Genomic DNA, 23,969 nt, shown 5'->3' on the forward strand with positions numbered 1-23,969 from the left:
ATTTAGATGAGGGGAGGGTGTGTGGTGATTTCGTTTATTACGAAAAAAGCAAAGTATCTTTTTCCAGGGTATTTTGCATTAGTCATGGCAACTGGAGCTTTATCCATTGGTTCCTACATGCTGGGATATTCGCTTTTTTCAACTATATTATTAGTCATTAATACGGTAGCATATTGTGTATTATGGGTGTTGACAATTATTCGGATTCTTTTTTACTTCCAAAATATAATTCATGACGTAACACATCATATGAAGGGCCCAGGCTTCTTTACTCTCGTGGCAGGTACTTCTGTTTACGGAAGTCAATTAATTATTGTGGGTCATAGTCATCTGATGTCTCAAGCATTATGGGTTTTTGCCATCATTCTTTGGGTTATTATTATGTATACTTTTTTTACAGCTGTCACAATACGAAAAGAGAAGCCGACCATAGAGGAAGGGATAAATGGAGCGTGGCTGATTGCGTCTGTTGCTACTCAGTCTGTGTCTATTTTAGGGACATTGTTATCCCCTTATATGAACGGACAAGCACGGGAGGCAGTATTATTTTTCACATTAGCTATGTATTTTCTCGGCTGTATGTTATATCTGAATATAATTACACTGATTTTTTACCGTTTTACTTTTGTGAAATTTAAATTTGAAGCTTTGACACCACCTTACTGGATCAACATGGGGGCTGTTGCTATAACTACTTTAGCCGGATCCACACTGATCCTTCATGCGGAACTTTGGCAACTGCTTAATCAGATTACTCCATTCCTAAAAGGTTTTACATTGTTCTTCTGGATTACAGGCACATGGTGGATTCCATTATTGTTTATATTAATGATCTGGCGACACGTTATTAATCAACATCCCATCAGCTATGAGCCACAATATTGGGGGATGGCGTTTCCTTTGGCTATGTACATGACAAGTACATATCAATTTTCAAAAGCAGTAGAAGTAGAATTTCTCATGTTTGTACCCCATGTCATGTTTTATATTGCTATAGCTGCGTGGTTATTTGGTTTTATAGGTCTGTTTCGACGTTTATGGATGGAATGGAAAGGGGAAATTTATTTATAAATGTATGATTAAGAAATATATAATAGGCAAAAATAACTTGGATTAACCATAAAGACATAATAATTTACCGTTAAATAGTTTAGTGATAAAATATAATAGAATTGTTTATTTCAGTATTAAAGGAGTGTTTTTAATGGGTAGATTAGATAATAAAGTAGCTATAGTAACTGGTGCAGGTGGCGGCCAAGGTAAATCAGAAGCATTACTTTTTGCAAAAGAAGGTGCAAAAGTTGTTGTAACTGACGTACAAGAAGACAAAGTAAAAGAAGTACTTGAAGAAATTAAAAGTAATGGTGGAGAAGCAATTGGATTTTTCCACGATGTTTCCAGTGAAGATGGTTGGAAGGAAACAGTTGAAAAAGCTGTATCAGAATTTGGGAAAATTGACGTACTTGTCAACAATGCAGGTATTACTATTCAAAAACCAATGCATGAAACTACTGTAGCAGAGTGGGATAAAATTATGAACATCAATCTTACTGGTACATTCCTTGGTATGAAGCATGTTGTCCCAGTTATGCAAAAAAATGGTGGAGGAAGCATTGTTAATATCTCTTCCACTTCAGGTTTAACTGGTGGTGGCGGCGCAAGCCCTTATACTGCTTCTAAAGGTGCAGTAAGAATGCTTTCCAAAGCTGCAGCAGTTGATTATGCAAAAGATAGAATCCGTGTTAATTCTGTACACCCTGGTATCATTATCACTCCAATGACAGAAAAAATGTTCCAAGATGAGCAAATGAGTAACTGGGCTCATTCTGTAACACCACTTCCAGACCTTGGTGATCCAGATGATGTAGCTTATGGCGTATTGTACTTGGCTTCAGATGAAGCAAAATTTGTAACAGGTATTGAATTACCAATCGAAGGCGGATACACAGCTAAATAATGAAAATAGAAAACTGCCGGCAAACATATGCCCGGCAGTTTTTTGATGCTTTTTTAATGCTTCTAAAATATATGCTGGAGGTCTCGAATAATTCGCGTAATATATAAACTGCGACGTAACTAAGAATATAGAGGCTGCGTAAATCACCGCTACGGGGAAACATTGCGCTTTCCGCGGGCGGCTGATGAGCCTCCTCACGCTACGCGTTCCGGGGTCTCATCGAGGCCTCTCCTCCCGCAGGAGTCTCCATATTTCCCCTTCGCTACTATGTACATTTATATCTACGAAGAAAAATTGCGTTCACATAGATCCAGAATATGCTATGCACGAATTGATTGGAGTGGGATGCGGCGCCTCCTGCCGGAATAGCATGAGGCGAAGACCCTGGACGGAGCGTAGCGGAGGAAGCGGCTGAGGCCATGCCGGTGGAAAGTGCCCGCCTGAAACGCAAATCAATGGGGCACTTCACCTCAAATATTTTACTGAGCTTTTCATCAATAAAGTTACGTCGCAGTTTACTCCTACTTTGAATATACGAGATAACATTTGCACCGCAACCTTTACAATAGAATCTTTATAAAGCCACTATATTAAATACCTCACATATACGATAAGGATAATAAACACCCAGATCACATCTACAAAATGCCAGTAGTAGGAAAAGATTTTAAATTTTTCCATATAAAGAGAATATGGTATAGCACGTTTGAGTTGAATAAATAGAATAGTCATCCAAGCACAACCGAAGGCTACGTGACTGGCATGTAATCCGACAAGTACGTAATAAGAACTGAGAAAGGAGCTTGTACTTAATGTATATCCTTCACCGACGTATTTAGAAAACTCACGAATTTCCAATCCTAAAAAAATCATACCGAATAATAGAGTAATTCCCAACCATGGTAACAGCTTTTTAAGTTGTCTATCCTTAAGCCCCCGTTCGGCTAACCATAATGTTCCACTACTTGATAACAAGAAAATGGAAGAAATGATCACACTTTTAGCCTCAAATACTTTAGAGGGATGTGGCCCCTCAGAAGAAGGAGTGAATACCAGATAGGTTGCAAACAGGGTGAGAAACATAATTGCTTCTACAAAAAGGTATATGAAGAAACCAATTTGCTTATCCTTGAAAAGGGTAGCTTCGTAATTATTCATCTTCTGTCTGCTCCTTTCCGTAATGCTTTGCTCTCTCATCGTGAAATGCCCTGATAATAAAGAAGGTGAATACGCCTGCTCCAAATATAATTGCTGGTACGTACCATTTATAAATCATACAAAAAGACATTAAACCTAAAGTGATTGTCATAAGAAAAGGAAGTATGGAATTTCTTGAAATAGGGCTGGCTCTATGTTCTTTTGTTGTTTTTATTCTTTCGTTACGCAACTTTGCATACCAAAAAGGATCCATTTCTTCCACAACCGGCATGGGTGAAAAAGTCTGCTCCGGAGAAGGGGAAGCTACCGTCCATTCTAATGTTCGTCCACCCCATGGATCGTTGCCAACTTTTTCACCTTTTCTATGAGTTTTATATAAATTATAAAAGAAAAATAGCATGCTAATTCCCATGGTAAATGCACCTATTGTACTTAATAAATTGGTGATTTCTAAGCCCTCTCCTACTCTAAACGTATAAACCTTCGAGGCATACCATTCAATCCGGAGATATGCATTGGAAAGAAGGTTAGATGAAACCCAATAATAAATAGCCAGAAATGCCATTTTCCGAGTTTATCATCAAGCACCAAACCAGTGATTTTAGGATAATAGTAATAGATGCCTGCAAAGATTCCCAAGATAGTTGAGGCGATAATTACATAGTGAAAATGAGCAACAACAAAATGTGAATCGTGAAACTGAAAATCAGCTGCTGAAACTGACAGCATAACACCAGTTACTCCCCCCATAACAAAAGAAGGAATAAATCCTAAGGAGAACAGCATGGGAGTGGTAAATCTTATTACACCACCTCGCATTGTAAATAGCCAATTAAATATTTTAATCCCAGTTGGTACGGCAATTGCATGGTGGTAATCGCAAATATTGTATTTGTAACAGGACCCAGACCAACGGTAAACATATGATGAACCCAAACCATAAAGGATAAGAATCCAATTAGAACAATGGAAAGGACCATTGCTGGATAACCAAAAACGCGCTTCTTTGAAAATGTTGAAATGATATCTGAGAAAATACCAAATGCCGGCAATGCAAGTATATACACTTCAGGATGACCAAAAATCCAAAATAAATGCTGCCAATACACAGGATCACCATCAGGCCCGTGGAAAAACTTTGTTCCAAACATGCGATCAAACATGAGTAAATAGAGACCAATAGCCAAAACTGTAAATGCAACAAGAATTAAGAATGCTGTAATCAGTGTGGCCCACGTAAATAAAGGCATTCTGGTAAATTTCATGCCAGGTGCGCGCAATCTTACAATCGTTACTATTAAATTTAATGCTGTAAAAATGGTCCCTAACCCGGAAATTTGTAAACTGAAAACATAAAAGTCTGATCCAACTCCTGGGGTAAAAAGAGAAGTTGATAACGGTGCATACCCTGTCCAGCCTATTGCAGGTGCACTATTTAAAAAGAATGCAATATTAAACAGCATCCCCCCTGTAAAAAATAGCCAGAATCCAACCGCATTTAAAAATGGAAAGGCCAAATCACGAGCTCCAATTTGTAATGGTACAGCAATGTTCATTAACCCCAATAACATGGGAGTTGCTGCAAAAAAAATCATCATAGTGCCGTGGGTTGTAAATACTTCATTATATTTCTGAAATTGAAAAACCCAGAAGTCGTTATTAGGTACAGCAAGTTGAGAACGAATAAACAAAGCATCTATTCCGGCCCTAAGGAAAAATATGAAGCCAAATAGTATGTATAGAGTACCGATTTTGCGATGATTTGTTGTACGCATAAATTCCCAAATGACAGGCAACTTCTTATATTTAAAGATAGAAATTAAAACAATGCCACCCATGATAATGGTAAAAACCCATGCGGCTATAACATCAGATGGAATAAATAGTGATTTACCAAAGATTGATAGATTCATGCCTCACACTCCTTACTAATCCATTTATGTTACTGTGCTTCTTTTTAATTGCTTGATTGTTTAAGATATTGGTTATATTCATCTAATGAAACAACCTTCACATCAAATGTCATATTCGCGTGTTGAATACCACAAAACTCTGCACATTTTCCATCATATTCGCCTATCTCTGCGTTTTTAATCACGTATATAAGTTCCTTGTTCGGGATAACATCTACTTTTCCTGCCAGTTCAGGTATCCAAAAAGAATGGATTACATCCTTTGATGAAAGATGAAATACAATATCCTTATTTTCAGGAATAATTAATTCATTATGGACTGTTTTACTATTTTTGTGTTCAAACGTCCACCGGAATTGCTCCGCAGTAACGTTAATATGAACGCCATTTGTATTTGCTTCGGCTGCCATCTCAGGTGATTGATCAAAAGTGATTTTTAATGTTGGAACGGCAAGAACAGCAAGCAATAAAAATGGGACGATTGTCCAGGTTAATTCATATTTTAAGTTTCCTTTTACGTCTTGAGGTATATATTCTGCCTTTTTTTCTGTATACCGATATCTGATCACAAACCGGGTAAACAGAATAAAAACAACAAGCAAAACAATTACCATTATTGCTAAACTGAACCAAATTAAGTAAGCCTGTTCTTTCCCGGTAGAGCTTTTGGGATCGAGTACCGTGATACTCTGGCAGCCTGCAAGCAACATTATAAAAGGAAGTATAGCTATTTTCTTCATTAAACTTTGCTCCCTTCCGATATGTATTTACAAAATAATTTTGCGCTCTAAATCCCTACCCTTGTTGTTTGAAAATTAAACGTTAGAATACTTTGAGCAGTTATTTTGATCAATACATCCAAATATATGTTAGTAAACAGAATGAGTTGGGTATTGGTAAAATAGTACTTTGGCAAGGAAGGAGGAATATGTGTGTTTAAGGAAAAATATGTTTGGCTATTATTTATTTCATTAACATTACTAACTGTCGCATGTAGTGATCAGGCTCGGAGTGAAGGGGAAATGTATGACGCAAACCAAATACGTGAGGAGTTAAGCCAGCTGGATCAAAATAGTGACATAATTTATGGTAAAGAAATTTTTGATGATACTAAGGCAGTGGTACCAGATCATGTAGGAAATGAGCTTTCTTGTTTAAGTTGTCATGGAGATGGCGGTCTTGCCCCGAACTCTCCGATGGTTGGTATTACTAAGAAGTTTCCTGAAATGCGGAGAGGCAAGCTGACTACGATTGAAGATAGAATAAACGGTTGCTTTGTTCGCAGTATGAACGGTGATAAATTAGATGAAGACAGTAAAGAAATGAAAGCAATGGTTGCTTATTTTGAATTTATATCCAAAGATGTTGAATCAAAAAAGGACATTACATGGAGAATGAATAATGATAAAAAGAAAGTACCTGAGCCAGATCTTACTAATGGGGCAAGATTGTTTGTAGAGAAAAATTGTGTATCCTGTCATGCTACAGATGGTTCTGGAACAAGTGACCACACAGGTCCTGCGTTATGGGGAGAAGGATCATTTAATGAAGCAGCAGGTATGACAAAAATTGAAAAGGCGACCGGATTTATTCAAAACAACATGCCAAAGGGGATGGAAGGGACCTTAACAGATCAGGAGGCAGCAGATATCGCAGCATTTCTTCTGTCACATGAACGGCCATCAGGTGATCCTGAGGAATTGACAGATTATCATCTTGATCCAAGTCGTTCTTATATAACGAAAGACCGCAGAGACAAAATCAGAAATGGAAACTTTGACTGGACCAGTCTAGATGTTATTGTACCTAAAGAAAAGAAACAAAATTAATTTTTTTATTGATAATGTTTTATTTTTGTAACTAACCTTAAGAGTTAAGATAATAAATAATTTATAAACTTTCTCGAAAGTATTGATTTTTCTTCTTATTTAATAGAACCTAAAGGTAGTAACTTGTAAGATAACGATGCTATCAGTCAACTTTTGACAACAATTGTTTTACTTACAAAAATTTAATACCTACAGGGAGTGCGAAATTGTGACCACATTAGAACCGTATAGCTTGAATGATTTTGTACAGGATATCACAAAGCTAGTAGAAGGAAATACAAAAGAAGCGACAATTGTGGAAAAAGCAGAAGAATTAGTCGGTGAACTAATAAAAACAGATAGTTGGTTGCCTAAATCTGTTTACCAATTAGATGAAGATGGTTATACAAGACATTCTTTATATCGTGACCCTGAGAATCGTTTTGAAGTTTTGGCATTAGGATGGAAATCCGGTCAAAAAACTCCTCTTCATGATCATGATGGTACATGGGGAGTAGAGGGGGTAGTGACCGGTATGATGAAAGTCAAAAATTTCGTGCGGGAGGAGAGGGAAGAAGACGAATTTGTGAAATTGATCCCCGCTGGCACGGTACGTCTAAACGAGCAAAGTACCGGTGAATTATTACCACCTGCAGATTGTCATATACTTGAATCTGTTGGGGAAAAAATGGCGGTGACCATTCATGTATATGGAAAACAGCTTAATAAATTTCGTATATTTCAACTGCAGAATGATCAGTCGTATAAGGTGAAATGGGTAGAGGTTGGTTATACAAAAGAATATTAGGAATGTTTGGCAGATAAGACATATTACTTGTCTGCCTTTATTTTTAACTATAAACTGAAACAGTTGCTTAATTCACAAAATAGCATCTATACATATTTTGTGAATACTGGAGGAAAATAATTAAAACTTTATTCGTCGGAAAGGAGAGATAGTAATGAAAAGAGCTACATCAGTCTTTTATATATCTGCCTCCATCATTGCAGTAATGGTTATTATCGGGGCTATTATGCCAGAAGCCTTTCAAACAGTAACAACAAATATCAAATCTTTTATTGCCACATCTTTTGGCTGGTATTATTTGATAATTGTTACGGCCATTACGTTAGTATGTATATTTCTATTAATTAGTCCTGTGGGTAAGATAAAATTAGGAAAGCCAGATGAAAAACCTGAATTCTCCCGGCCAACATGGATAGCTATGTTATTTAGTGCTGGAATGGGTATTGGATTGGTTTTCTATGGTAGTGCGGAACCACTTAGCCATTACGCTCTCAGTTCACCTACTGGAGAGACCGGCACGAATCAGGCTATTAAGGATGCTTTACGGTTTACGTTTTTCCATTGGGGTATTCATGCATGGAGTATTTATGGGATAGTAGCATTAGTGTTAGCCTATTTCAATTTTAGAAAGGATGAGCCTGGTTTAATTAGTGCTACATTACGTCCTGTTTTAGGAGATAGAGTAAAAGGAACGACTGGTAGAGTGGTGGATATTATTGCTGTAGTCGCTACTGTACTTGGTGTTGCAACAACTTTAGGCTTTGGAGCGGTACAAATAAATGGGGGGTTATCTTTTCTTTATGACATCCCTGTAAATATTGGCGTTCAATTTATAATTATAGCTATCGTAACCGTTCTGTTTATGATCTCTGCTTGGTCAGGTCTTGGAAAAGGGATAAAATATTTAAGTAATGCCAATATGGGGCTTGCTACGATTTTGCTTCTACTTATTTTTATATTTGGCCCAACCATTTTCATTCTAAATTTATTTACGGATACAATAGGTACGTATCTTCAATCATTACCGAAAATGAGTTTTCGAATTGCTCCACTTGATACGGATATTCATCAGTGGATTAATGATTGGACTATTTTTTACTGGACATGGTGGATCTCTTGGTCTCCATTTGTTGGAGTGTTTATTGCCAGAGTTTCAAGAGGAAGATCGATACGTGAATTTATATTAAATGTATTGTTCGTTCCTTCAATTGTGAGCTTTTTCTGGTTTGCTGCATTTGGTGGTGCTGCCATCAAGGTTGAAAATTCAGGTTTAGCAAAGATTTCATCACTTGCAACAGAAGAGGTTTTGTTCGGTATGTTTGAACATTACCCAGCAGGCTTAATTGCTTCTATTATTGCAATGCTGTTGGTAGCTACTTTCTTCATTACGTCTGCAGACTCTGGTACATTTGTGCTTGGGATGATGACAACAAATGGTTCTCATTCGCCGAGTAATCAGATTAAAATTGTGTGGGGTGTATTACTATCAGCTGCTTCGCTCGTTCTTTTATATTCTGGAGGATTACAAGCACTTCAAAATATGATGATTATCGCAGCTTTACCATTTTCGGTTATTATGGCCTTAATGATCGTCAGTTTATTTAAATCCTTATCTGATGAAGCAAAGCAATTAGAAATAACGAAGAAAAAGAAAAATTAATACTGACTAAACAAGAAAAGTATATACCCAATAAAGCGATCTATCTTAACGATAGATCGCTTTATTATATTGAATAATTTTATATGGAGAACTAACTACGTTTATTAATTATTATGGGAAACAGTTGCATGCCATTGTCTGTCAGAAAACCATTGTTCCTTTGTATAGGCCATTTCCCAGAAAGCCAATTCGTACTCCTTAGCAATAACAAATTGTTCTTTCATCTTCTCTTTTTCACTCTCGCTGGATTTTTCGGCTATAGAATTTAGTAGATCGATTTGCTCTTGAGTAGAGGTGTGAAACCAATCGTCGGCATACGTATTAATCCAATTCTGATATATTTTCTCTTTTGGTTTGGCGTCTTTATAGGTTTTGCCAATATCCGCATATAACCAATAACAAGGTAAGAGTGCGGCAACGGTTTGTCCAAGGCTGCCTGAAAGAGCTGCTCGATATAAGTGTGCAGTATATCCATAAGCTGTAGGAGCAGGTTTAAAATTTTCAGTATCTTTTTCATTAATATTAAGGATTTCTGCATGCGCTTTATGAACAGTTAGCTCAGCTTGTGCCGTACTTTTAGCTTTTTCAGCAAGCATTGCGGTTACATGAAAATCCTCAGCCTGAGCTGCAGCCATAGCATGCACTTTTCCAAAATGCTTCAAGTAATAGATATCTTGAAGAATGTAGTATTTAAAAGTTTCCAGCGGTAAGTCACCATCCACAATTCCTTTTACAAATGGATGATTTAAGCTTTGCTCCCAGCTTTTCTCAGTTGCTTCCCGTAATGTGTCGGTAAATTGCATAAAAAATCCTCCTCTTTTTAATTTCTGGCTGATTGAGGAGGGAACGGATGAACTTAAGCAAGCGTCAATTAATTCAAGAGTGCTTTAAGACAATATCTTCAACTCAAAAAATAAATTGATTGCAAGAATAAGCATTTTTCCACTTCCCTCCGCTGGTGTTAACCAGTTCAGGTTCCAAGGGTCTTCATTCTCAGCCATCATAGGCTCCCCTAGCAGAAATAATAGTTAATACAAATGTAGCATATCATATAAAAAATTAAAGTCAACTTACTTATCGGAATAGTTATGTAATTTTAAAATTAAATGAAAACGTTTTAGATAAACTTTTGATGGGAACCGTTTACTATAATGATTATTTGTTGTGCTTGCTGTTAATAAAGTTGAGCATGAACAGCAAATGACATATTTTATTTAACTAGAGGAGGTAAAAGATGGTTTTACCATTTAAACATGAACCTTTTACTAATTTTAATGAAGAAACAAATCGAAAGGATTTTCGCCAAGCGTTAAAAAGCGTTGAAGAACAATTAGGTAAAGAAATACCTCTTGTTATTAAGGGCGAAAAAGTGTATACGGACGATAAAATTACTTCCGTCAATCCTGCTAAGAAGGATCAGGTAATTGGAAAAGCTTCTATGGCTACGAAAAAACATGTCGAGCAAGCAATGGAAGCAGCAGAAGAAGCATTTAAAGATTGGGGTAATTGGAGTGCAGAGGCTCGAGCGAGGTAATGTTCCGCACCGCAGCCATTGTAAGAAAAAGAAAGTTTGAATTTGCTGCCACTCTTGTATATGACGCAGGTAAGCCTTGGGGACAAGCAGATGCAGATGTGGCAGAAGGCATCGACTTTCTTGAATACTATGCCAGAGAAATGATTGAATTAGCGAAAGGAAAGCCAATGGAAGATAGACCAAATGAAAATAACAGCTATTTCTATCAACCACTTGGTCCAGGTGTAGCTATTCCGCCATGGAACTTTGCTTTTGCTATTGTATGTGGAACGACAGTTGGCCCATTAGTGGCTGGAAACACGGTGCTATTAAAGCCTTCAGAAAATACACCTGTGATTGCATATAAGCTAATTGAGGCATTAGTTGAAGCCGGCGTGCCGGATGGAGCAGTAAATTTTGTGCCAGGTGATCCTTCTGATATTGGGGATTATCTTGTGGATCATCCAAAAACGAGATTCATTAATTTCACGGGATCCCGGGCAACAGGGACACGAATTATAGAACGGGCTTCTAAAGTTCAAGAAGGCCAAGATTTTCTGAAGCGTGTTGTAGCTGAAATGGGCGGTAAGGACACAATTATTGTCGATGAGAATGCTGACCTTGAACTTGCTGCAGATTCTATCGTACAATCTGCTTTCGGCTTTCAAGGCCAAAAATGTTCTGCTTGTTCAAGAGCTGTTATTCATGAGGCTGTTTATGATAAAGTGCTCGAAATGGCAATCGAAAAAACAAAAGAGATTACAGTAGGAAATGCTGCTGAAAAAGACGTATTTATGAGTGCAGTAATCAATCAAAAACAGTTTGATAAGATAAAAAACTACATTGATATTGGTAAAAGCGAGGGCGAGCTTGCATATGGTGGCGAGACGGATGACTCCGAAGGATATTACATTTATCCAACCATTTTTAAAGATGTTGATCCAACAGCCAGAATTATGCAAGAGGAAATATTTGGTCCAGTGGTCGCATTCGCCAAAGCCAAAGACTTTGATGAAATGCTTGAGATTGCTAATAATACCGAGTATGCCTTAACAGGCGCAGTTATATCCAATAATCGTAAACATCTGGATCGCGCTCGCTATGAATTTCAGGTTGGAAATTTATATTTCAATCGTGGTTGTACTGCAGCTATCGTTGGATATCAGCCATTCGGCGGATTCAAAATGTCAGGAACAAATGGAAAAGCAGGTGGACCAGATTATCTTCCGCAATTCTTGAATGCTAAAACAGTTTCTGAAATGTTCTAAACGAGGAAATTAAATATCGATCTAGAAGGCCTATTCTCAAAAAGGATAGGTCTTCTTTTGTTTTATAAACTTTAAGCTTTTGACTATATTCATCATATATGAATTTTATTATTAAATAATTGTATAAATTTTCAGTATTCGGAAGTAAAACGTACTATATAAAAGAATTTCAACATATTAATGGGTCAAGGCCTTGTAAAAGACCAGTATTCACGTTTATTGCTAATAAACCGAATTTTTCTAAAAAATCAATATTTGATAAACTAAAATGGTATTAGTGCAGATTAACCAGAAAAGAGGGGGCAACTAAATAATGATTAATAAGAACTGGAGATTAATCTCTACATTTCTGCTCACAGCACTTTTGATATTGGTGCTTGCAGCTTGCGGAGCTGAAGAAAAAGCAGATGGAGAGGGGAAATCAGAATTAAAAGAGGAATATACCGTAGTAAGTGATACTTCCTTCGTTCCTTTTGAGTTTAAAGAGGATGGAGAATATGTTGGCTTTGACATTGATCTGATCAATGCAATTGCTGATGAGGCAGGATTTAAAATTAATATGGAAACAACAAATTTTGATGGTATCATTCCTGGCTTGCAAACAGGACAATTTGATATCGCAATCGCGGGAATTAGTATTACAGATGAACGTGCTAAAAAGATTGATTATAGTGAACCGTATTACCAATCCGGACTGAGTATTGGGGTGCGGGAAGAAAATGAGGACATAAAGGGTATTGAAGATTTAGAAGGAAAGACAATTGCAACAAGGTTGGGTTCAACAAGTGCTGCATATATTGCTGATAACATAAAAGGCGCAGAAGCAAGTCAATTTGAACAACTGGATCAAGCATATATGGCTGTTGAAAATGGAAGCGCGGATGCTGTTCTTTATGACGCTCCGAATGTCGCCTACTATATTAAGACAAAGGGCGACGGATTAAAAGTTGTTGGAGACTTGTACCAAGCAGAAGACTATGGAATTGCTATTTCAAAAGGAAATGATGAGCTAGTAGCTGCTATTGATGATGCACTTGCCACATTAAAGGAAAATGGAAAATATGATGAGCTTTATGAAAAATGGTTTGGAGAGAAGCCTGAATAACACTTTACTTAAGAGGGTGTAACTAGCCTGATGTTACACCCTTTTCTAATTTATAAATATAAGTGATTTGTAGAATTTTGCCAGGGAACTTTTTATTATAACGCTTCAGCTAAATATTATTTTAGCAAAAGATGACTAGTATGAGATAGAAATTAATTTAGTACAGTATACATTGAAGAGGTGAAAGCATGTTAGGTAGGTTTGATTGGGCAGGTGTTATAGATTTTTTACCAGAACTGGGGATAGGGTTGTACTATACCTTACTAATCTCCGTTCTAGGATTGCTTATTGGTTTTATATTAGGGGCAATCTTTGGTATTGGAAGAATTTCCAAGAATAAATTGGTTTATGGACTTTCAACTGTATATGTGGAAGTGATTCGAGGAACGCCGGTATTGGTACAGGCGATCTGGATTTTCTTTGCATTACCATTAATTATTGGACAAAACTTAGGCTCCATTACTGCAGGGGTCATTGTTATCGCTCTAAATTCAGGTGCATATATCGCTGAGATTGTCCGTGGTGCAGTAGATTCTATTGAGAAAGGACAAATGGAAGCTGGAAGATCGCTTGGATTAAATCAAGGTCAAACGATGCGTTACATCGTATGGCCACAAGCATTTAAAAGAATGATACCACCACTAGGTAATCAATTCATTATCAGTATAAAGGATACCTCATTACTATCTGTCATCCTTGTTCCTGAACTAATATTTCAAGGGCGGTTGATTGCGGCAAATCATTTTAATGCTGTTGAAATTTATACCACGGTAGCGTTATTCTACCTTGCGATTACCTTGAGTTTATCTGTTGTATTAAGGTATGTAGAAAGAAGGTTGACGACATGATAGAGATTAAGAATTTACATAAAAAATTTGGTGATTTAGAAGTATTGAAAGGAATAGATTGTTTTATTAAACAACAGGAGGTTGTTTGTGTAATTGGTCCCAGTGGGTCAGGGAAAAGTACCTTTTTACGCTGCTTGAATTTATTGGAGGAAGTGACAGAAGGAGATGTAATTATTGATGGAAGCAACTTGGTCGCTCCACAAACAGATATAAACAAAATTCGTACGGAAGTTGGCATGGTCTTTCAGCAATTTAATCTATTTCCCCATAAATCGGTTTTGGAGAATATCATGCTCGCACCAAAAAAGGTTAGAAAAATAAGTCACGAAGAAGCTAAGAAACGTGCACTTGGTTTATTGGATAAGGTTGGTTTGAATGATAAAGCCACTATGTATCCAGGTCAATTATCTGGAGGACAGCAGCAAAGGGTAGCAATTGCGAGAGCACTTGCGATGGAACCCAAGATTATGCTTTTTGATGAGCAACTTCAGCGTTGGATCCCGAATTGGTGGGAGAAGTGCTCGAGGTTATGAAGCAGTTGGCACATGAAGGAATGACTATGGTAGTAGTTACACATGAAATGGGTTTTGCGAGAGAAGTGGGAGACCGTGTTCTTTTTATGGATGGCGGGGTCATTGTAGAAGAAGGCGATCCAGAGCAAATTTTTAACCAACCACAATCTGAACGAACACAGGACTTTTTAAATAAAATCTTATAGCAAGTTTCGTTTGTCCAATGTAGTAGATAAATAGGAGAGCTGCATGCGTTATCAAGTCATTGATAAAAACATGCAGCTTACTGTGTTGAACAAAGCATTATGCTATTTAGCTCCTTTATAGCCTTTTCGTAATATTTCTTGAACGGTATGGACGGTGACATAGGCATCTTCATCAATTTCTTCGATGATTTTTCTGAACTTAACAATCTCCTGTTTATTAATAACGAGATAAAGTACTTCTTTATTCCGATTTGTATATCCGCCTCTTCCTTCAAGAATAGTAATTCCTCTAGCCATATTTTGCGTAACTGCTTCTAAAACTTTATCAGGATGCTTAGAAATAATTAAAACGGAAGTTCGTTCATTTGCGCCTTCAACAACGACATCAATAACCTTAGCACCAATATAAACGGCAATTAGTGTGTACATTGCTTTTTCTTGCCCGATTACAAAAGCGGAACCGGCAATTACGAGAATATCTATAACAAGCATTCCTTTTCCCATGCTCCAACCTAGATATCTGCTTAATATTCGAACAATAATGGCCGTTCCACCTGAGGTACCGCCAGTTCGGAAGATCATACCAAGACCAAGACCTACCGTACCACCTGCGAAGAGGGCTGCTAACAGCGTATCTCCATTTATTTCACTCCCCACGCCGGAGGTGAAGTGAAGAAATCCGGATGAAAAGATAATCGCAACAATCGTATATATCATTACACGATGATCAAAAAATCGATAACCAACGAGCAACAATATTGCGTTAATCACAAAGTTTACCAACCCTGGTGACCATTCAAAGAGATAATAGGTAACAATGGATATACCAATAATGCCGCCTTCGGAAAGGTTATTTGGTATCGCAAAATAATTAATACCGAGTGCGAAGATTAATGAACCTGAAACAATAAGAAACATGTCTTTTATTACTTTTTGCATAAATCGACCTCCTACGTGACATATTCTACACTAAAAAAGTAAAACTGTGAAAATAAATACATAATAAAAGTCACCTACTAATACAAGCTTAAGTGCACCAGTCAACCTTAATGTTCTTTTAGTCTATTAAAGATTGGAATTCTTTCATAAACAACAAATATAATAAAGAAAATTACAATTTTCTTTATTATTTGCTAGAATAACAGATAACCAAACAATTAGGAGGAAATTTTAGGTGACACTTGACTTCAACAGTTCATTACCACTACATATACAACTAAAATCATCTATTGAATATAAGATAAGCAATGGGGTTTATTCTGATCAAATCCCTAGCGAGCGGCAATTTATGGAAGAATATAATGTGAGTAGGAGTACAGTTCGAGAGGCTATTAATTTGCTGGTACGTGAAGGAGTTTTAGAGAAAAGACATGGAAAGGGCACCTTTGTATCGTTTAAACCTATTCATGAATGGCTTGGCAATTTAAGTAGTACGACAGAAACTATTCATCAAATGGGAATGAGACCGGGAGCTAAGTTAATTACCCATTACAGAACAATACCACCTGCTTACATTCAAGAAAAAACAGGATTTTCAGAAGCATATTTTATAAAACGACTACGTTATGCTGACGATATTGCAATCGGTATTGAGAGACACTATTATCCTGTCAGTATTGGAGAAAAACTCATAGAACATGACTTGGATAATGCAACTTTATACGATTTATTGGAAAATGAGTTAGGTATGAACTTCGCAGAAGCGTCTCAGACGATCCGCAGTGGTGAACTGTTTGAAGAAGATAAGCAATATTTAAGGATCCCATCTCATGGTCAAGCATTAATTGCAGAACGCATAATAAAAGGCGCTACCCGAGATGTAATTGAAGTTGAAGAGGCTTTTTACAGAAGCGATATGTATAATTTTAAAATTAATCTTTCAAGAAAACTTGGCTCTTGATCTTAAAAGGTAGAGCATGTAAAACATTCATAAAGGATTTAAATATGTCTTATTATATTTTTAAATGTTAGAATTTATAAAATATATTGAAATATTTTTAACCATCCCATATACTTTAAGTAATCTACTACAACATAACTGGTACGGACGTCACGATGTAAGCATAGCTTGGAAGGTTTATTGTAGTGGTTAATTACGAATGTAGGAGGGATTAATATGATCGTTGGTGTTCCGCGTGAGGTAAAAAATAATGAACGGCGGGTTGCTCTTACTCCATCAGGTGTAACTGCGTTTGTTAATGCCGGACACACAGTCCTAATTGAAAATTCTGCAGGAAATGAAAGCGGTTTCCTTAATGAAGAATATAAAGCTGCTGGTGCTACTATTGTATCTTCAGCGGCAGAAGCGTGGGCTGCTGAAATGGTAATGAAAGTAAAGGAGCCACAGCCTCAAGAATTTCAATACTTGCGTGAAGGACTTATTCTATTCACATATCTTCATCTTGCAGCAGAACCTGAATTAACCGAACAGCTACTTAAGAACAAAGTGACAGCAATTGCTTATGAAACAATACAGAACAGTGACCGATCCCTGCCATTATTAGCCCCGATGAGCGAGATAGCAGGAAGAATGGCTGTGCAGATAGGGGCGCAATATTTAGAAAATGTCAAAGGTGGAAAAGGAATACTCTTAGGTGGCGTTCCTGGAGTTCAACCAGGAAATGTAGTAATTATTGGCGGAGGAGCGGTCGGTACCAATGCAGCCAAGATGGCACTTGGATTACGAGCAAAGGTTACTATCATTGATATTAATGCCAATAGGCTTCGAGAGCTTGACGATCTATTTGGCGGAGCGGTAACCACATTGATGTCGAATCCTCTTAATATTAGAAACGCGGTAAAAGAGGCAGATCTCCTTGTCGGAGCTGTGCTAATCCCTGGTGCGAAGGCGCCGCAGCTTGTATCAGAAGAAATGGTGAAAGAAATGATGCCAGGTTCAGTCATTATTGATGTAGCGGTTGACCAAGGAGGTTCTATTGAGACAATTGATCGTGTGACGACTCACGATGATCCTATCTACAAGAAACATGGGGTGCTTCATTATGCTGTTGCGAATATGCCAGGAGCGGTAGCACGAACAGCCACTTTATCTCTAACGAACAATACAAGTCAATTTGGTGTGTTTCTAGCGAATAAAGGATTAAAGAAAGCAACAGAAGCAAATCCGGCATTTGCCAAAGGTGTTAATACGCATGCAGGTATGATTACGCATGAAACAATTGCCAATGCTTTCACCAAAGAATACACTCCACTGGCTGAAGCTTTGACAAACCCGGTTGCATCGTATTAAAGAATTGTTTTTTATCATTTTACGAGAATGGAGGAGTTAATGATGAAGACAGAATCCGAAATGAACACAGGAGTAGGGGTAGAGACCCCGCGTTTATGGAATGCGATGCATCGGTTTAACCCAGATGCACTGCAAACAGTAGCGGCAAAGGGAGAAGGCGCATGGTTCACTGACGAGGCAGGAAATAAATACTTGGATGGCGTATCTGGACTTTGGTGCTTAAATTTGGGGCATGGTCAACAAGAGATCGTGGATGCTGCAGCAGAGCAAATGAAAAATCTCTCTTATTTTCCTTTAACGATGAGTCACCAGCCTGCAATTAAATTAGCAAGCAAAATTAGCGAATTGTTGGGTGCAGATTACCAGACGTTTTTCTCAAATAGTGGTTCAGAAGCAAATGAGACTGCATTTAAAATTGTAAGACAATATCATAACCAAACAGGTAATCCAGGAAAGTTTAAATTTATTTCCCGTTATCGGGCATACCACGGTTCTACTTTGGGTGCATTAAGTGCGACTGCACAGGCAAATCGCAGGGTGAAATATGATCCAGGAATACCCGGATTTTTACATGTGTATCCACCATATAGTTATCGTTCGATTTTTGGAGGAGACCCAGAAGAATCCGATTTGAAGGCTGCACAGTTAGTTGAAGAAATGATTAATTGGGAAGGGGAAGAAACCGTAGCAGCATTTATTATGGAACCGTTTATTTCGGGTGGAGGGGTAATTATTCCATCAATGAAATACATTCAGCGTATTGCTGAAATATGTAAACGTTACAATGTCTTGCTGATTATGGATGAGGTTGTCTCAGGGTATGGCCGCACAGGGGAAATGTTTGGTTTCAAACATGCTGAAGGCGTTCAGCCGGATATTGTAACAATGGCAAAAGGATTAACTAGTGGATACCTGCCACTAGGAGCTACAGCTGTTAAATCAGACATCTATGAAGCATTTAAAGAAGCAGGTAAAGACAATCATTTTCGTCATGTATCCACATATGGCGGTCACCCGGCAGCATGCGCTGTAGCACTTAAGAACATTGAGATCATTGAAAGAGAGAACATAGTGGAACGGGTTCGCGAACTGGGTAAAACAAAACTTGGTAAACTACACGACCTAATTAACCATGAAAATGTTGGAGAAGTTCGCCAAGTTGGCTTTTTACTTGGGTTAGAGATGGTGACGGACAAAGATTCCAAGCGGCCGTTAGACGATGCAAAAATGAATGAAATTGTAGGAGCTTGTAAAGCAAGAGGTTTAATTATTGGAAGAAATGGAGATACCGTTCCAGGCCAAAACAACGTTATTATTGTTGCACCTCCATTAACTAGTACAGAAGAAGACTTGGATTTCCTGGTAGAAACAGTAGATTCAGTAATTCGAAACATTTAGCGATGAGTAGAAAGGTAAGCTGAAGGGATGGGTTTCACTTGAATTACGAACGCTTAAAAACATTTATTGCAGTAGCGGAAAAGAAAAGCTTTTCCGAAGCTGCGAGAATTCTTTTTGTAACTCAGCCCACAATTACTTCACAGATAAAAGCATTGGAAGAGGAATTAAATACAAAGCTATTTGAAAGAACAACAAAAAAGGTGAAGATGACACAGTCAGCTAAAATTCTTCTTCAACATGCTAAAGAAATTGTTCGTCTTAGTGACCTTGCAAAGAAAGAAATTCAGGATATTGAAGAAACGACCTATGGAGAACTTGGAATTGGCTGCAGCTTTACAATTGGAGAATACATTCTTCCATCTTTTTAAAAAGTTTAAAGATTTATATCCACTTATTCAAATGCGGATGGAGATTTCCAATTCAGACAGAATTGTGACCCATATTAAGGATCAGATAATCGATGTAGGTTTAATAGAAACGCCGATGGATGACCCACGGATTATGATTGAGCCTTTCTTGGAAGATGAGCTTATATTAATCACTGCACCAAATTACTTCGATAATGAAGATGAGATTACATTAGAGCAATTAAAAAACGTGCCGCTCATTACTCGTGAAAGAGGGTCGGGAACAAGAGCGGTAGTGAATCAATATCTTAAACAGGCAGGGGTCACCATGGATGACCTTAATGTAGTAATGGAGCTGGGAAGTACAGAAGCGATTAAATCAGCAGTAGAATCAGGCCTGGGGGTCTCCATAATATCAAAAAATGCAATTGTGAAGGAGAAACAATTAAATTTGTTAACTTCTTATCCAATAAAAGACTTGTCTTTTTATCGTTATTTTTATATAGCTTTTCGAAAAGATCAAGTGCTTAAATCTACTGTAGACCTATTTATAGATGAATTGAAACAAATGAATGATGGTGGTTTGTTAATAAGTTGTTAATAGCAACAGCTCAAAAGAGAGTCAATAAGTTAAACAAAGGAGGAATTTAAAATGGCAAAACAACAAACAGAAGTAAAAGCAGCAGTAAACAAAAAGGTGAAAATGACCCCAAGTGAGGCCATCGTGGAAACACTAGTACAAGAAAATGTAAAAGAGGTGTACGGGATTGTAGGATCTGCGTTTATGGATATGTTAGATTTATTCCCAACAGCAGGAATCCGTTTTCTACCTGTTCGCCATGAGCAGAGCGCGGCACATATGGCAGATGCGTATACACGTGTTTCCGGTACAGCTGGTGTTGTAATTGGTCAAAATGGTCCTGGTATCACAAATATGGTCACATCTGTTGCAGCAGCAAATCAAGCTCATACGCCAATGGTAGTGATTTCTCCCTCTGCAGGTACTCCAACAATTGGCTGGGATGGTTTCCAAGAAGCGAATCAGGTTTCTATTTTTGAAGATATAACAAAGGAAACAGTACGTGTTACACATAAAAGTCGTGTGGCAGATTGTCTTCGTACTGCATTCCGTATTGCGTATGCTGAACGCGGTCCGGTCCTTTATGATATTCCGAGAGATTTATTCTACGGTGAGTTGGAAGATTATATTTTGGAACCAAGTCAGTATCGTACTGATAAGCGAGGCAGTGGGGATCCGGCAGCAATTGAAGAAGCAGTTTCGCTTTTGAAAAATGCTGAAAAACCGGTTATTATCTCTGGACGTGGTGCTGTTGATGCAGACGGCGTGGATACGGTAGCTAAAATTGCTGAGCATTTGACTGCTCCTGTTGCTGTATCATACATGCACAATGATGCGTTCCCAGCAGATCACCCGCTTGCTGTTGGACCAATTGGTTATATGGGAGCAAAGTCTGCAATGTACTCCTTGCAGGAAGCAGATGTCGTTTTGGCAATTGGTACACGTTTATCCGTATTTGGTACGTTGCCATGCTACGACATAGATTATTTCCCAAAGAGTGCTAAGATCATTCAAGTAGATATTAATCCGAGAAATATTGCAAGAACGCACCCGGTAGCGGTAGGGATAATTGGCGATGCCAAGGCAACTGCAGATGATTTATATGAAAAACTACAAGAAGATTTACCAAATGCCACATCTGATACCTCTCGTTTACAGAAAATCAGTAAACTAAAAGAAGAGTGGGAAAAGGAGCTAGTTGATTTAGCGTTGGAAGATGGGGATCCGATTAACCCACGTCGTGCCTTGCTCGAGCTAACGAAAGCTTTACCGGAAAATACCATTATCTCTACAGATATTGGTAACGTATCATCAACAGCAAATGCATACTTGAAATTTAATCAGACTCGACGTCATATTGCAGCTCTTACTTTTGGTAATACTGGCTTCGCATATCCTGCAGCGTTAGGCGCTCAATTGGCTGAGCCAGACGCACCAGTTGCAGCAATTATTGGTGATGGAGCATGGGGAATGAGTTTGCATGAAGTAAGTACAGCTGTCGAACAGAACATCCCGGTTATTGCTTGTGTATTTAATAATAAATCATGGGCTGCAGAAAAGAAAAATCAGGTCGACTATTACGATAATCGTTTTATCGGTTCAGATATTGAAGCACCTGAATTTGCGGAAGTGGCTAAATCTATGGGAGCACTTGGCTATACAATTGAAAAGCCGGAGGATATTGGCCCTGTTGTAAAGGAAGTCCTAGAGCAAAGAAAACCTGCTGTCTTGAATATTTTTGTTGATGGAACACAATTGGCACCTCCATTCCGTAGAGATGCATTGAAAATGCCAACACGTTTGTTGGATAAATATAAGCATCTGGATTATGGTGTATGGGGTAAGTAACATAAAAAACTGCGCAGCTCAACTGGCTGCGCAGTTTTTTGGCTAGTCATTCTCCAAAAAATATTTTTTAATACCTTCAACAACACCTTCCGCAGCATCTTTTTGATAGATGATCGATTTTATTTTATCTAGTTCGTCCGGGTTTGTAATAAACCCAAGCTCCAATAGTACCGCAGGCTTTCTGTTGCTTCGTAATACTTTATAGTTTGCTTGCTTTGTTCCTCGATCGTTCATAGACGTAGTTATAACTAAAGCATTTTGAATTTTATTTGCTAGTTTACTATGCTTACTTGAATGATAGAAGGTACTAATGCCTGCTGCTTTTGGGTTTTTGTTTGCATTATAATGTATGCTGATAAATGCATCAGCATCACTTGTATTGCTAATGATAGTTCTATTATCTAGTGAAATGTAGGTGTCATCTTTACGGGAAAGGGTGACAGCAGCGCCCTCTTCTTTAAGCTCTTCAGCAAGTAGTTTTGCTGTTGATAAGGTCAAATCCTTTTCTTTCATCTTTTTTGCCATAGCGCCTCCGTCTTTTCCGCCATGTCCAGCATCTACAATGAAATGATAACCAGATAAATTATTTTCTTGCTTCCTAGTAATCTCCATTGATGCTGATTTCAAGATGGGTGAGTCTATTTTTGTTGTTTCAGAAGGTAGATTAATCAGTCCACCCTCAAAAGTAATTGCTTTATATGATTGGGAAGACTTTTCTGAGGTGAGCTCTCCTTCGCCATTTAGATAGATAGCTTGTAAATTCTTTTCAAGTACCCACGCAGCCTCCCCGCGGAAAAAGGTTTTTACCCAACCATCATGTTCCTCGAAAGTAGTCAGTTTATCGCCTTCTATTAAGTTACCTATTACATTAGCATTGCTTTTTGGAGCATCTCTTAATTCTATAGTATCTACATCTACAAGATACATTTGGCCTTCAGCTGCATGGACTGCAGGGATAATAGTAAAGAAGAATACTAGAATAAAACTACTTAATATACATTTTTTTAACACGTTCATCGTTCCTCCTGTATAAATAGGTTGTTAGTATACAAGAGTCTCCAAGTAAGTATAGATTTATACCTGCTTTTCAAATATTTCTAGTTTAGTATAGAAATGATAGGTGGTAATATCATAGTTTAGATATACTGCGACTTAACTAAGAGTATAGAGGCTGCGTAAATCACCGCTACGGGGAAATATTGCGCTTTCCGCGGGCGGCTGATGAGCCTCGGGCCAACACGATGTTGGTCATGAAGGCGTTGCGACAATGGGTTTCGATGGGGCGAGTATGCGCAGCCCCAGGACGTCGCGACTTTAGCCTTCCAGCCCCTATACGCGTTCCGGGTTCTCATCGAGGCCTCTCCTCCCGCAGGACAAGGAAAGCTTCGTCAGCAAGGCATCGCACGAAGAAAATGTGTATTTTCATTTTCGAGGAGTCTTCATATTTCCCCTTCGCTACTATGTACATTTATATCTACGAAGAAAAATTGCGTTCACATAGATCCAGAATATGCTATGCACGAATTGATTGGAGTGGAGGGCGGCAATCTAAGAACGCCACGTCCTGGGACTGCGCTAACTCGTCCCACCGAAAACATTTGTGGCAACGATTGCATGACCAACGTCCTGTTGGCCCGGGGCTCCTGCTGGAATAGCATGAGGCGAAGACCCTGCACGGAGCGTAGCGGAGGAAGCGGCTGAGGCCATGCCGGGCGGCAAAGAAGACACTGTGAGGTAACGAACAGATGTCGCGCTTGTACCCGGAGGTGTGAAAGCGTCCGCATGCAACG

The 23,969-nt window shown here is 38.2% G+C and carries 20 protein-coding genes, 3 pseudogenes and 1 riboswitch; of the genes and pseudogenes, 15 read left to right on the plus strand and 8 right to left on the minus strand.

Translation table 11 applies throughout. The features are described from left to right. Positions 1–24: 24 nt before the first annotated feature. A complete protein-coding gene (locus JCM12304_RS15510) occupies positions 25–1,071 on the plus strand; it encodes a tellurite resistance/C4-dicarboxylate transporter family protein (RefSeq protein ID WP_231478628.1) in 1,047 nt (348 codons plus the stop codon). A 133-nt stretch (positions 1,072–1,204) separates the two neighbouring features. Next, positions 1,205–1,957 carry an SDR family NAD(P)-dependent oxidoreductase gene (locus tag JCM12304_RS15515; protein WP_060681389.1) on the plus strand — a complete coding sequence of 251 codons (753 nt, stop codon included), beginning with the start codon at positions 1,205–1,207 and terminating at the stop codon, positions 1,955–1,957. A gap of 585 nt (positions 1,958–2,542) precedes the next feature. Here the strand turns inward: JCM12304_RS15515 and JCM12304_RS15520 are convergent. From JCM12304_RS15520 to coxB, 4 genes and pseudogenes are all read right to left on the minus strand, one after another. Continuing rightward, on the minus strand, positions 2,543–3,115 hold the full coding sequence (locus JCM12304_RS15520; protein WP_060681391.1) for a cytochrome c oxidase subunit 3: 573 nt from the start codon (positions 3,113–3,115) through the stop codon (positions 2,543–2,545). Next, a complete protein-coding gene (locus tag JCM12304_RS20430) occupies positions 3,108–3,527 on the minus strand; it encodes a hypothetical protein (RefSeq protein ID WP_369813177.1) in 420 nt (139 codons plus the stop codon). The genes JCM12304_RS15520 and JCM12304_RS20430 overlap by 8 nt, the downstream gene beginning before the upstream one ends. Positions 3,528–3,577: 50 nt before the next feature. After that, positions 3,578–5,028: pseudogene (locus JCM12304_RS15525) on the minus strand (cbb3-type cytochrome c oxidase subunit I). A gap of 44 nt (positions 5,029–5,072) precedes the next feature. After that, the gene (coxB, locus tag JCM12304_RS15530; protein ID WP_060681393.1) at positions 5,073–5,768 is read right to left on the minus strand and encodes a cytochrome c oxidase subunit II; all 696 of its coding nucleotides are present in this window, start codon (positions 5,766–5,768) and stop codon (positions 5,073–5,075) included. A 192-nt stretch (positions 5,769–5,960) separates the two neighbouring features. Between coxB and JCM12304_RS15535 the strand changes: the two genes are divergently transcribed. The 3 genes from JCM12304_RS15535 to JCM12304_RS15545 all read left to right on the plus strand — a co-directional run bounded on the left by JCM12304_RS15535 (position 5,961) and on the right by JCM12304_RS15545 (position 9,304). Beyond that, positions 5,961–6,857 carry a c-type cytochrome gene (locus JCM12304_RS15535; protein WP_060681395.1) on the plus strand — a complete coding sequence of 299 codons (897 nt, stop codon included), beginning with the start codon at positions 5,961–5,963 and terminating at the stop codon, positions 6,855–6,857. A 208-nt stretch (positions 6,858–7,065) separates the two neighbouring features. After that, positions 7,066–7,644, plus strand: a complete 579-nt coding sequence (locus JCM12304_RS15540; RefSeq protein ID WP_060681398.1) for a cysteine dioxygenase family protein — start codon at positions 7,066–7,068, stop codon at positions 7,642–7,644. A 154-nt stretch (positions 7,645–7,798) separates the two neighbouring features. After that, on the plus strand, positions 7,799–9,304 hold the full coding sequence (locus JCM12304_RS15545; protein WP_060681400.1) for a glycine betaine uptake BCCT transporter: 1,506 nt from the start codon (positions 7,799–7,801) through the stop codon (positions 9,302–9,304). A gap of 104 nt (positions 9,305–9,408) precedes the next feature. On the opposite strand, the gene tenA is transcribed toward JCM12304_RS15545, so the two are convergent. Further along, complete coding sequence (tenA, locus tag JCM12304_RS15550; protein WP_060681402.1) at positions 9,409–10,107, minus strand: thiaminase II; 699 nt, start codon at positions 10,105–10,107, stop codon at positions 9,409–9,411. Positions 10,108–10,234: 127 nt separating this feature from the next. Further along, a riboswitch (TPP riboswitch) is annotated at positions 10,235–10,328 on the minus strand. Between the two features lie 210 nt (positions 10,329–10,538). Between tenA and pruA the strand changes: the two are divergent. The 4 genes and pseudogenes from pruA (at position 10,539) to JCM12304_RS15570 (ending at position 14,756) form a co-directional block, all read left to right on the plus strand. Continuing rightward, positions 10,539–12,085 (plus strand): annotated as a pseudogene (pruA, locus tag JCM12304_RS15555) (L-glutamate gamma-semialdehyde dehydrogenase). Between the two features lie 313 nt (positions 12,086–12,398). Continuing rightward, positions 12,399–13,190, plus strand: coding sequence for a transporter substrate-binding domain-containing protein (locus JCM12304_RS15560; protein ID WP_019377911.1), 792 nt, complete (start codon positions 12,399–12,401; stop codon positions 13,188–13,190). A 188-nt stretch (positions 13,191–13,378) separates the two neighbouring features. After that, positions 13,379–14,038 carry an amino acid ABC transporter permease gene (locus tag JCM12304_RS15565; RefSeq protein ID WP_060681403.1) on the plus strand — a complete coding sequence of 220 codons (660 nt, stop codon included), beginning with the start codon at positions 13,379–13,381 and terminating at the stop codon, positions 14,036–14,038. After that, a pseudogene (locus JCM12304_RS15570) lies at positions 14,035–14,756 on the plus strand (amino acid ABC transporter ATP-binding protein). The gene JCM12304_RS15565 and the pseudogene JCM12304_RS15570 overlap by 4 nt, the downstream one beginning before the upstream one ends. A 102-nt stretch (positions 14,757–14,858) precedes the next feature. Here JCM12304_RS15570 and JCM12304_RS15575 read toward each other — a convergent pair. Next, positions 14,859–15,695: a YitT family protein gene (locus JCM12304_RS15575; protein ID WP_060681405.1), complete on the minus strand. Its 837-nt coding sequence runs from the start codon at positions 15,693–15,695 to the stop codon at positions 14,859–14,861. A 235-nt stretch (positions 15,696–15,930) separates the two neighbouring features. Here JCM12304_RS15575 and JCM12304_RS15580 point away from each other — a divergent pair, with 235 nt between their 5' ends. The 6 genes from JCM12304_RS15580 to xsc all read left to right on the plus strand — a co-directional run bounded on the left by JCM12304_RS15580 (position 15,931) and on the right by xsc (position 22,179). Beyond that, complete coding sequence (locus JCM12304_RS15580) at positions 15,931–16,656, plus strand: GntR family transcriptional regulator (RefSeq protein ID WP_060681407.1); 726 nt, start codon at positions 15,931–15,933, stop codon at positions 16,654–16,656. 216 nt (positions 16,657–16,872) lie between these two features. Beyond that, complete coding sequence (gene ald, locus JCM12304_RS15585) at positions 16,873–18,006, plus strand: alanine dehydrogenase (protein ID WP_060681410.1); 1,134 nt, start codon at positions 16,873–16,875, stop codon at positions 18,004–18,006. Between the two features lie 42 nt (positions 18,007–18,048). Beyond that, positions 18,049–19,404: an aminotransferase gene (locus tag JCM12304_RS15590; RefSeq protein WP_077358474.1), complete on the plus strand. Its 1,356-nt coding sequence runs from the start codon at positions 18,049–18,051 to the stop codon at positions 19,402–19,404. Positions 19,405–19,442: 38 nt separating this feature from the next. Next, the gene (locus JCM12304_RS20160) at positions 19,443–19,772 is read left to right on the plus strand and encodes a LysR family transcriptional regulator (RefSeq protein WP_256200845.1); all 330 of its coding nucleotides are present in this window, start codon (positions 19,443–19,445) and stop codon (positions 19,770–19,772) included. Further along, entirely contained in the window at positions 19,726–20,352 is a 627-nt protein-coding gene (locus JCM12304_RS15595; protein WP_256200846.1) for a LysR substrate-binding domain-containing protein, read from the plus strand. The genes JCM12304_RS20160 and JCM12304_RS15595 overlap by 47 nt, the downstream gene beginning before the upstream one ends. Before the next feature lie 51 nt (positions 20,353–20,403). Next, the gene (gene xsc / locus JCM12304_RS15600) at positions 20,404–22,179 is read left to right on the plus strand and encodes a sulfoacetaldehyde acetyltransferase (protein ID WP_060681414.1); all 1,776 of its coding nucleotides are present in this window, start codon (positions 20,404–20,406) and stop codon (positions 22,177–22,179) included. A gap of 42 nt (positions 22,180–22,221) precedes the next feature. Here xsc and JCM12304_RS15605 read toward each other — a convergent pair whose 3' ends face one another. Together JCM12304_RS15605 and JCM12304_RS19640 are read right to left on the minus strand one after the other, a co-directional pair. Next, on the minus strand, positions 22,222–23,196 hold the full coding sequence (locus JCM12304_RS15605; RefSeq protein WP_060681416.1) for an N-acetylmuramoyl-L-alanine amidase family protein: 975 nt from the start codon (positions 23,194–23,196) through the stop codon (positions 22,222–22,224). Positions 23,197–23,754: 558 nt separating this feature from the next. Beyond that, the coding region (locus JCM12304_RS19640; protein ID WP_218185792.1) for a hypothetical protein at positions 23,755–23,969 on the minus strand (215 nt) is incomplete at its 5' end.

Source organism: Virgibacillus halodenitrificans JCM 12304, assembly GCF_001310895.1.
GTDB lineage: Bacteria > Bacillota > Bacilli > Bacillales > Amphibacillaceae > Virgibacillus_Q > Virgibacillus_Q halodenitrificans.

What these genes read in the sequence shown, in the direction of transcription:
- JCM12304_RS15565 (WP_060681403.1), top strand. Translation starts at nt 13,379, where the DNA reads ATGTTAGGTAGGTTTGATTGGGCAGGTGTTATAGATTTTTTACCAGAA.
- JCM12304_RS20430 (WP_369813177.1), bottom strand. Translation starts at nt 3,527, where the DNA reads ATGGGAATTAGCATGCTATTTTTCTTTTATAATTTATATAAAACTCAT.
- xsc (WP_060681414.1), top strand. Translation starts at nt 20,404, where the DNA reads ATGGCAAAACAACAAACAGAAGTAAAAGCAGCAGTAAACAAAAAGGTG.
- JCM12304_RS15560 (WP_019377911.1), top strand. Translation starts at nt 12,399, where the DNA reads ATGATTAATAAGAACTGGAGATTAATCTCTACATTTCTGCTCACAGCA.
- JCM12304_RS15575 (WP_060681405.1), bottom strand. Translation starts at nt 15,695, where the DNA reads ATGCAAAAAGTAATAAAAGACATGTTTCTTATTGTTTCAGGTTCATTA.
- tenA (WP_060681402.1), bottom strand. Translation starts at nt 10,107, where the DNA reads ATGCAATTTACCGACACATTACGGGAAGCAACTGAGAAAAGCTGGGAG.
- JCM12304_RS15590 (WP_077358474.1), top strand. Translation starts at nt 18,049, where the DNA reads ATGAAGACAGAATCCGAAATGAACACAGGAGTAGGGGTAGAGACCCCG.
- coxB (WP_060681393.1), bottom strand. Translation starts at nt 5,768, where the DNA reads ATGAAGAAAATAGCTATACTTCCTTTTATAATGTTGCTTGCAGGCTGC.
- JCM12304_RS15515 (WP_060681389.1), top strand. Translation starts at nt 1,205, where the DNA reads ATGGGTAGATTAGATAATAAAGTAGCTATAGTAACTGGTGCAGGTGGC.
- JCM12304_RS15545 (WP_060681400.1), top strand. Translation starts at nt 7,799, where the DNA reads ATGAAAAGAGCTACATCAGTCTTTTATATATCTGCCTCCATCATTGCA.
- JCM12304_RS15520 (WP_060681391.1), bottom strand. Translation starts at nt 3,115, where the DNA reads ATGAATAATTACGAAGCTACCCTTTTCAAGGATAAGCAAATTGGTTTC.
- ald (WP_060681410.1), top strand. Translation starts at nt 16,873, where the DNA reads ATGATCGTTGGTGTTCCGCGTGAGGTAAAAAATAATGAACGGCGGGTT.
- JCM12304_RS15605 (WP_060681416.1), bottom strand. Translation starts at nt 23,196, where the DNA reads ATGAACGTGTTAAAAAAATGTATATTAAGTAGTTTTATTCTAGTATTC.